We start from the raw sequence: 8,741 nt of genomic DNA on the forward strand, positions 1-8,741 counted from the left end.
TCTTTCTTTGCAGTATGCCGTCAAGACCAATGTTCTTCGCGGTGCCGTACACTGCTGCCACGTGGCCGTGGGGAAGGGAACGTTTTATGGGAAAGGCTTCCTTTATGTCCCTGTATACGACTCCGCCCTTGAGCATGGCTCTTATGCCGTCAATGATATGCGGGGGCAGGTGAGTGAGGTTGCAAAGAGTTTTCTTTATTACGCGGTCACCCTCTCTCCAGGCTTTGCGGAGCAGGATGGTGGGTCTGCTTTTTCTGTTGGGTATGGTATCGACATGTAATGACATGGGAACAATAATAACACAATATATAGTAGTGTCAAGGGAAGAGAGGGGGAAAGCAGGGCAACAGAGACATGGGAACAAAAAGACAGGTAAAAACCCACCTGATTCCAGAAAAACTCAATTGTGACAGTGGGTTATGAAGGGATTCAGGCTTTTTTAGCCTGTGAAGTTGGGATTAGGGAGAGGGGATTACCCGTGTAAGCATCCCTACCCAGGCACTTTATCGATACTTTTCCCTTCTCGTATAAGTTCAAGCATCCGCACCGGGTCATCCGTCGGAAGACGGCACTCGTAATTTGAGCATATGTACGCCGCGGTTTTTCCGTTAATGGAGCTATGGCCCTGCGTGTAAGGGGCAATTCTTGAAATTTCCTCTTCGTTTTCTTCGTCTTTTAATATCACGACCTTGTTCGGCAAGTACTCGCCCGAGAGAGCATCGAGAAACCGGCGGGTCTCGGGGGAATTTCTGTCCCCGGCTATCACTATCTCGAAAGAAGGGCCCAGCATGAAATCAAGAGAGTTCATGTGCATTGAAAAAGAAGCCGGGTGTCTTGAAACCAGAGGAGAAAAAGCCGCTGTCATCCGGGCTGCCTTCTCTTCAAGTTCGGGGTCGGCGGTCAGTCTCGCAATTTTCAGGATGTTAAGTATTGAAACCGAGTTTCCGGATGGGAGCGCCCCGTCATAAATTTCCTTCTGTCTGGTTATCAGAGCTTCGCTGTCATCGGCCGTGAAGAAAAAACCCGCGAACTCCTCATCCCAGAAATGTTCGAACTGATCACGGCAGAGAGAAATAGCCAAAGCGAGATATTTTTCATCGAAAACGCTTTCGTAGTATTCAAGAAGTCCCCATACGAAAAAAGCGTAATCATCGACGCTTGCCATTATGCCCGCTTCACCCTCGCGGTAGCGGTGAAGAAGCCTTCCCTCGCGGAAAAGGTTCCGCATTATGAATTCTATCGAGCCCCAAGCCGCATCAGAATATCTCTTCTCTGCGAAAGCCGCCGCCGCTTTTGAAAACGCCGCTATCGCTATTCCGTTCCAGTCCGTGAGTATCTTGTCGTCTTTATAGGGATGAACTCTTTTTTCCCTGCAAGCAAACAGCTTGTCCCGCAGACCCTCAAGTTTCCTCTCAAGCGTTTCGACCGGGATACCGCGCCGCGCCGCAGTGTCTGCTAGGGGTTCTTTCAGGTGAAATATATTCCTGTCGCTTTGCTCTCCCGTTGCCTCGTCCGTGAAATTTCCGTCGCTAGAGAGATTGTAGACATCCGAGAGGAGTTCTGCGTCCTCCGCTCCCACGAGCTCCTCTAACTCCCCTACGGTCCAAAGATAGAACTTTCCTTCCTCCCCTTCGCTGTCGGCATCTTCAGCCGAGTAAATACCTCCTTCGGGAGAGGTCATGTCCCGAATCAGGTATTCGAGTATTTCTCTCACTTTTTTTTCGTAAAACGGGTTTTTCGTGATCTGCCACCCTTCTGTGTAAGTGATTGCCAAAAGCGCCTGGTCATAAAGCATCTTCTCGAAATGGGGAACAAGCCATCGCGAGTCGGTCGAATACCTGTGAAAACCGAAGCCCACATGGTCGTATATGCCGCCCCTTCCCATAGCGAGGAGCGTTTTCTCAACCATCCTCAAGGAAACATCTTTCCCGGTGCGCCCGTAATGCCTCATCAGAAACATCAAGTTGTGAGGAGTCGGAAATTTCGGAGCTTTCCCGAAGCCGCCTTCATCGGGATCGAAAGCCGAAAGAAAGTAACTGTAGGCCTGATCGAGGGTTTTCTCGTTAAGCTGGGAGGCCTCGGCTTTCCGCAGCGAATCTCCAAGGCTGCAGACGGCGTCGGTTATCTGCCGGGCCGATTCCAGAACCTCTTCCCTTTTGTTCTCCCAGAGTTCCTTTATCGCCGGCACAAGCTCCTGCATTCCAACTCTACCGTAACGGTTCTCCTTAGGTATATAGGTTCCGGCGAAAAAAGGTTCCCCTTCAGGCGTCATGACTATGTTAAGAGGCCAGCCGCAGCCTTTCCTTGAAATCACGTGACAGACAGTCATGTAGATATTGTCAATGTCGGGACGCTCCTCCCTGTCAACCTTGATCGAGACGAAGTTCTCGTTCATAAGCCCCGCTACCTCGGCATCCTCGAAGGATTCGCGCTCCATAACGTGGCACCAGTGACAGGTCGAGTATCCTATGGAAAGAAATATTGGCCTCCCAAGTTCCCGAGCTTTCTCGAACGCTTCCTCTCCCCACGGATACCAGTCAACCGGGTTCTCCGCGTGCTGGAGAAGATAAGGGCTCTTTTCATTTTTAAGTCTATTTGACATTCAAACCTCCTCTTCGAGGAATGGGGGAATTATATAGTCCGATCAAAAATAAGTTCCATGCAACGTAAGGCGTTCCCAGTCTTGAAAAACCCGTCGGAGAAATTTCCTCCGCTCGGGGAAAATAATAATTTCCTTCTGTTTATATTCTATTTTTAGGCTAACATTCTCACCTGAATGCGTAAACCCGTACAAAAGGCAGGCGTCGTCGCTTACAGGGAAAACAGCCTCGGGGAAATTGAAGTCATCCTAGTGAGTTCAAGAAAGCTCAATGATTCATGGGTCTTTCCCGCCGGAGGAGTCGATTACGGCGAAACTCCCGCTGAGGCGGCGGAGAGGGAATGTCTTGAGGAAAGCGGATACAAGGTGGAAATAGAGCAGCCTCTCGACATAATGGTCATTGAAGGAGGAAAAAGACACGTTCTCTACACTTTTTTCCGCGCCAGGGCCATTGAAGATACGGGAGATTACGAAAGGGACAGAAAAAGAAAATGGTGCGGGATTGACGATCTTCCCGACACGGTCGCCTACCTGTTTCGGGAAGTCGCAGAAAGTTTTCAGAAAAACATCCTAGGCTCCCAGTCCTGGAGCTGAAGCCTTAATCGACCAAACAGCAATCGCAACTTCATACTCACACCGGAGAGGAACGAATGAAAAGCCAACAGTTCATAAAGAAGACACAGAGTCATTATGCGCGGGTAGCGGCCATCTACAGGTCCCTGAGAGTCACAGACTCAGAACCCGTGCTCTACATAAAGGGAATAATAGGGGACAAGGGAAAAATAAAGGCTGCCGACGTGGGGGCCGGAGCAGGACGGTACGCAAGACTTTTCTTCGAGCACCTGGGCAAGGAGGACCTGTTTCTTTACTGCTATGACACAAACGAGTTCATGCTTGAGAGCCTCGAACAGTACCTTGAGGATCACGACATCCGAAACTACGTGACCAAAATCGCCATGGCACAGGAACTTCCAATCGCAGATAGTGCCCTTGACGCCGTATTCTGCTTCAACGCCATACATTTTTTCAATACCCCGAAATTCCTGAGGGAAAGTGCAAGGGTGCTCCAAGAGGGATCGTTTCTTTTTATTTACACAAGAACCAAGACCCAGAGCATGAAAAGCATATGGGGAAAACACTTCCCGTCGTTTAACCAGAAGGAATCGGACTTTTACAATACCGAAAGACTTGAGGATGAAATCAAAAGCACAGAGGGGCTTGAGCTTATTGAGACGAAAACATTTGTTCTCGCCAGGGAGAATTCCCTGCAGGAACTGGTTGAGAGGACGCAGAGCAAGCACTACTCGACTTTCTATCTCTATGAGAGCCAGGAGTTTGAAAGATCCCTTGCGGAGTTCAGGAAAAACATCCGTGAATCCTATGAAGACCCCGATAAGATCAACTGGTCCGATGAGAAAACCATGTACACCGTCCTTAGGAAATAACTCCGGAGTACATTCGGTTGCATTTCGGTTAACATCGTGGCGGGCGATGGGGGATTCGAACCCCCGACCCCAGGCTCCGGAGGCCTGTGCTCTAATCCACTGAGCTAATCACCCGCTGACAGGTATCCCAAGTTCCTTCATCACAAGCTTCATGTCTTCCCAGACGGGTTTTTTAAGAGACGGGTTTCGCAGAAGCGCGGCTGGGTGGTACGTAATCATAAGCTTTGAGTCCCCGTACTGGTGAAAAGTGCCTCTTAACTGCCCCATCTTGAAGTTCTTAAGCTTGAGCATCAATCCGGTAGCGACGCTTCCGAGAGAAACTATTACCTCGGGGTTTATGCTTTCTATCTGTTTCATAAGAAAAGGCTCGCAGCTTGCCACTTCGTCCGGTTGCGGGTTCCTGTTCCCCGGAGGACGGCACTTCACAACGTTGCATATGTACACGTCCTTTCTCTCAAGCTTCATCGCCCGGATTATCTTCGTAAGCAACTGTCCCGCCCTTCCGACAAAGGGCCTTCCCTGAATGTCTTCGTCCCTTCCGGGACCTTCACCGACAAACACGAGCCTTGCCTTGGGATTCCCCTCACCGAACACTATGCTCTTTCTGGTCTCGCAGAGACGGCACCTCGTGCAGTCCCCTAGTTCCTCTCTTATCTCGGAAAGCGTCTTGACCGCAGATGAATCCCTCGATTTTCTGCGATCACTTAAAAGAACGGTTCCGTTTCTCTCCGTATCCGCTATTTCGGTGCCTCCAGCGGCAAACCCAGCCGGCAACTCCTCTATCCCGATCTCCTTGCAGAACCGAAGATAGTTCTCAAGCGCCCGCGCCGTCTCGTAAAATTCACTGGAACTCATTGCTCGCCGGAAAGGAAGTTTAACACAAACAGTAGTAGGTAGCGAAGGGGTTTGAAAGCGAGGCGGGTTTTAATTAGAATAAGACCGCGTTTGCAAAAACCCAAGACCTAAACCCGTCAAACGCTTTCCCCTCGGAATGGAGAGAGAATACAAACCGCAGGAAATCGAGAAAAAGTGGCAGGATTTCTGGGCGGAAAAAGGCACCTACAAAGTCTCCGAGGAAACCTCCGGAGAAAAATACTACGTTCTTGAAATGTTCCCATACCCGTCAGGGAGAATCCACATGGGACACGTGAGAAACTACACGATCGGGGACGTTGTCTCGAGATTCAAAAGGGCGAGGGGCTTCAACGTGCTCCATCCCATCGGGTGGGACGCTTTCGGACTGCCCGCCGAAAATGCGGCGATACAAAACGCCATACATCCCTCGACCTGGACACGGGCCAACATAGCACAGATGAAACAGCAGCTCATGCGCCTCGGGTTCAGCTACGACTGGAACCGGGAGATCGCAACATGCGACGTTGAATACTACCGCTGGGAGCAGTGGCTTTTCACCAGACTTCACCGCGAGGGGCTGGCGTACAGAAAGACTTCCGTTGTTAACTGGGATCCGGTTGACCAGACAGTGCTCGCAAATGAGCAGGTGATTGACGGGAAGGGATGGCGCTCAGGGGCGGTTGTCGAAAAAAAGGAAATACCGCAGTGGTTCCTGAGGGTAAGCGATTACTCAGAAGAGTTGCTGGACGAACTTGAAAAGATGAAGGGGTGGCCCGACGCGGTTAAAACCATGCAGAGGAACTGGATAGGGAGATCCGAGGGAGTCGAGGCCGAATTCTGCGTGGACGGGGAAAAGAGCGTCTTGAAGATATTCACCACGCGCCCGGACACTATCATGGGGGTGACCTACATGGCCCTGGCCCCCGAGCATCCTCTTGTAGGCGAAACGGCCAAGGAAAACCCCGAAGTAGCGGATTTTCTCGCCCGGTGTCGCAAGGCGCCTGTCTCCGAAGCTGAGATTGAAACCATGGAAAAAACCGGCGTTCCTCTGGGAATAGAGGCCATCCACCCCATAAGCGGGGAGAAAATACCTGTATGGACTGCGAACTTCGTCCTCATGAGCTACGGAACGGGTGCGGTAATGAGCGTTCCCGCGCACGACCAGAGGGACTGGGAGTTCGCGAAAAAATACGGTCTCGAGATAAAACAGGTGATTTTCCCTGACGACGGAAGCGTCTTTGACATCGAAAAAGAAGCATTTACGGAAAAGGGAATTCTCGGGGATTCCGGGTGGCTCTCGGGTCTCACCTCCCAGAAAGCTTTCGGGGAAATAGCTGAGTTTCTCCAGAAAAACGCCGCGGGCGGAACCAAGATCAACTACCGTCTTCGGGACTGGGGAATCTCAAGGCAGCGATACTGGGGGGCACCGATACCCATAGTTTACTGCGAGCAGTGCGGAGAGGTTCCGGTTCCGGATTCCGATCTTCCGGTGGAACTCCCGCTTGAGATAGATATTGACGGAGAGCGAATCCCCGCTCTCTCCAAGATCGAAAGCTTCATCGCGACAAGCTGCCCCGCCTGCGGGGAACCTGCGAAACGGGAAACCGACACAATGGATACGTTTGTCGAATCTTCATGGTATTTTCTGAGATACGCCTCTCCCGATTTTAAAGGCGGCATGTTCGAGCCCGAAAAAACCTCTTACTGGCTTCCCGTGAATCAGTACATAGGCGGAATAGAGCACGCCATACTTCACCTGCTTTACTCGAGGTTTTTCACGAAGGTGCTCAGGGACATCGGCGTTTTCCGACTCGACGAACCCTTTGAAAATCTTCTCACCCAGGGAATGGTGGTAAAAGACGGGGCGAAAATGTCAAAGTCTCTCGGGAACACCGTGGATCCCGACGACATGATAGTTCGCTACGGGGCTGACACCGTAAGGATGTTCATGCTCTTCGCCGCCCCCGTGGAAAAAGATCTTGAGTGGAGCGAACAGGGAGTAAACGGAATGTTCAGGTTTCTTGGCAGGGTCTGGCGTTTCGCCACCGGGTTTTTCGCCGAGCGGGAAAACGAGGAGCAGACCCAGGAACTGCCGGCAGAGGGAAAGCCGGCTGCCCTCGCCGCCACGACTAACCAGACGATAAAAAAAGTCACGGAAGACATAGAGAGTTTCAAGTTCAACACAGCAATTTCGGCCGTAATGGAGCTTTTCAATGAACTCAGCGCACTCTGGAAAGAAAAAAGCGTGGAAAGAGAGCACGCCCGCACGTCGCTACTCGCGATAACGAGGCTTATCTACCCTATGGCTCCCCATTTCGCGGAGGAACTCTGGGAACTTTCGGGAGAAAGCGGAAGCCTGGTTGACAAGGAGTGGATAAAGTGGGACGAGAGCGCTTTTGAGAGCGCGGAGATAACCATACCCGTAAGAGTTAACTCCAGAGTGAGAAACCAGATCTCCTTAAGCGCGGACGCAGACGAGGAAACCGTTAGGGAAATCGCCCTTTCCGACAGCCGGGTAAAGGAGTACATAGCGGGGCGGGAGATAAAAAACTTCGTCTACGTACCAAAAAGACTCGTGGACATAAGAGTTTAGCAAGGAGAAAAAGAACGTGAAGGAAGGATCAGACTATCTTGGGGAAAAAGTAAAAGCGATAGAGGTTTCTCCCGAGAAACCGATCTCAAGACTGCTCGAGGAAATGGCGCAGACGGGATTTCAGGGTAAAAGTCTGGGCAGGGTAGCGGACGTTCTCTGCAAGATGGTGGAAGCTGAGAATCTCACCATCTTTTTCGGATACGCGGGCTCCCTTTCCACAACCGGACAGTGGAAAATAATAAACTGGCTAATCGAGAACAGGTACATAGACGTTCTGATAACCACCGGCGCGAACATCTCCGAGGACATAGTGGAAGCGATGGGTTTTTCGTACTGGCAGGGAACTCCTAACGAAGACGACACAAAACTTTTCTCCGAGGGGATAAACCGCTACTACGATGTTTACGGAACTGAGCCCGACTACCTTGAGATGACCGAACTTTTAGCCGAATTCATAATGACTCTTGATAAATCCCGAAGCTATTCCTCAAGAGAATTTCTCAAAAGATGCGGACAGTGGCTCGACAAGAAAAACATAAACAGCATAGTAGCCACGGCCGCAAGAAACGAAGTTCCGATCTTCTGCCCCGCAATAGCAGACAGCCCCTACGGAGACGCGGCTCTCATAGCCGAAAGCAGGGGACATCATCTCACAATCGACGCCATACAGGACTACGTGGAATTCATGGGAATGGGGGAGAGCGTGGTTGACACGGGAGTGGTTTACATAGGCGGCGGGGTCCCGAAAGACTTTATTCAGCTTTTCGCCGTCACGGGCGACCTTCTTTACGAAGACAGGAAGATTCCGGGAAGAAAGGCTGGACTTAACCGCAAAGGAACCGGGGAGCAGGAAACCTACTATCCTCATAAATACGCAATCCAGATCACGACCGATTCTCCCCAATGGGGGGGACTCTCTGGGTGCACGTTCGAAGAGGCTATTTCATGGGGAAAGGAAAATCCCGAAGGCAGCCTGGTTCAGTGCTATTGCGACGCCACCATAGCTCTTCCCATCGTCTCTCATGCTCTTTCGGAAAAAACCAAGCTAAAAAGGAAAGGAACCCTTCTTAAGTTCGATGATTAGCCCACATTTCCCGCGGAATATAAATGCAGAAGTTTTTCGGAGTCCGGCTCTGGATTTTACTTGAACTGATTGTCAGACGTCATGATTCGACTTCCTTAACCAGAAAAGTTTCCTGACTTCGGCACATTCGTGTTGTAAGTAGCTGGAATTACACGCACGGGTATG

At 50.9% G+C, this 8,741-nt stretch carries 7 protein-coding genes and 1 tRNA gene; 4 read left to right on the plus strand and 4 right to left on the minus strand.

All coding sequences use genetic code 11. The annotated features are described in order from the left end of the window. Both OXG75_01085 and OXG75_01090 read right to left on the minus strand, forming a co-directional pair. Positions 1-286: IS1634 family transposase (locus tag OXG75_01085; protein MCY3624586.1), on the minus strand; the 286-nt coding region annotated here is incomplete at its 3' end. Between the two features lie 204 nt (positions 287-490). Beyond that, positions 491-2,602, minus strand: a complete 2,112-nt coding sequence (locus OXG75_01090; GenBank protein MCY3624587.1) for a thioredoxin domain-containing protein — start codon at positions 2,600-2,602, stop codon at positions 491-493. A 174-nt stretch (positions 2,603-2,776) separates the two neighbouring features. Between OXG75_01090 and OXG75_01095 the strand changes: the two genes are divergently transcribed. Together OXG75_01095 and OXG75_01100 are read left to right on the plus strand one after the other, a co-directional pair. Further along, positions 2,777-3,193 carry an NUDIX hydrolase gene (locus OXG75_01095; GenBank protein MCY3624588.1) on the plus strand — a complete coding sequence of 139 codons (417 nt, stop codon included), beginning with the start codon at positions 2,777-2,779 and terminating at the stop codon, positions 3,191-3,193. Between the two features lie 56 nt (positions 3,194-3,249). After that, the gene (locus OXG75_01100; protein ID MCY3624589.1) at positions 3,250-4,044 is read left to right on the plus strand and encodes a class I SAM-dependent methyltransferase; all 795 of its coding nucleotides are present in this window, start codon (positions 3,250-3,252) and stop codon (positions 4,042-4,044) included. Positions 4,045-4,081: 37 nt separating this feature from the next. Here the strand turns inward: OXG75_01100 and OXG75_01105 are convergent. Next, a tRNA-Arg gene (locus tag OXG75_01105) sits at positions 4,082-4,158 on the minus strand. Continuing rightward, positions 4,153-4,899: a uracil-DNA glycosylase gene (locus OXG75_01110; GenBank protein MCY3624590.1), complete on the minus strand. Its 747-nt coding sequence runs from the start codon at positions 4,897-4,899 to the stop codon at positions 4,153-4,155. Before OXG75_01110 ends, OXG75_01105 begins: the two co-directional genes overlap by 6 nt. Positions 4,900-5,035: 136 nt before the next feature. Here OXG75_01110 and leuS point away from each other — a divergent pair, with 136 nt between their 5' ends. Both leuS and OXG75_01120 read left to right on the plus strand, forming a co-directional pair. Next, positions 5,036-7,492 carry a leucine--tRNA ligase gene (gene leuS / locus OXG75_01115; GenBank protein ID MCY3624591.1) on the plus strand — a complete coding sequence of 819 codons (2,457 nt, stop codon included), beginning with the start codon at positions 5,036-5,038 and terminating at the stop codon, positions 7,490-7,492. A 16-nt stretch (positions 7,493-7,508) separates the two neighbouring features. Further along, positions 7,509-8,576, plus strand: a complete 1,068-nt coding sequence (locus tag OXG75_01120; GenBank protein MCY3624592.1) for a deoxyhypusine synthase family protein — start codon at positions 7,509-7,511, stop codon at positions 8,574-8,576. Positions 8,577-8,741: the final 165 nt, after the last annotated feature.

Source organism: Candidatus Dadabacteria bacterium (assembly GCA_026705445.1).
Taxonomy (GTDB): domain Bacteria; phylum Desulfobacterota_D; class UBA1144; order Nemesobacterales; family Nemesobacteraceae; genus Nemesobacter.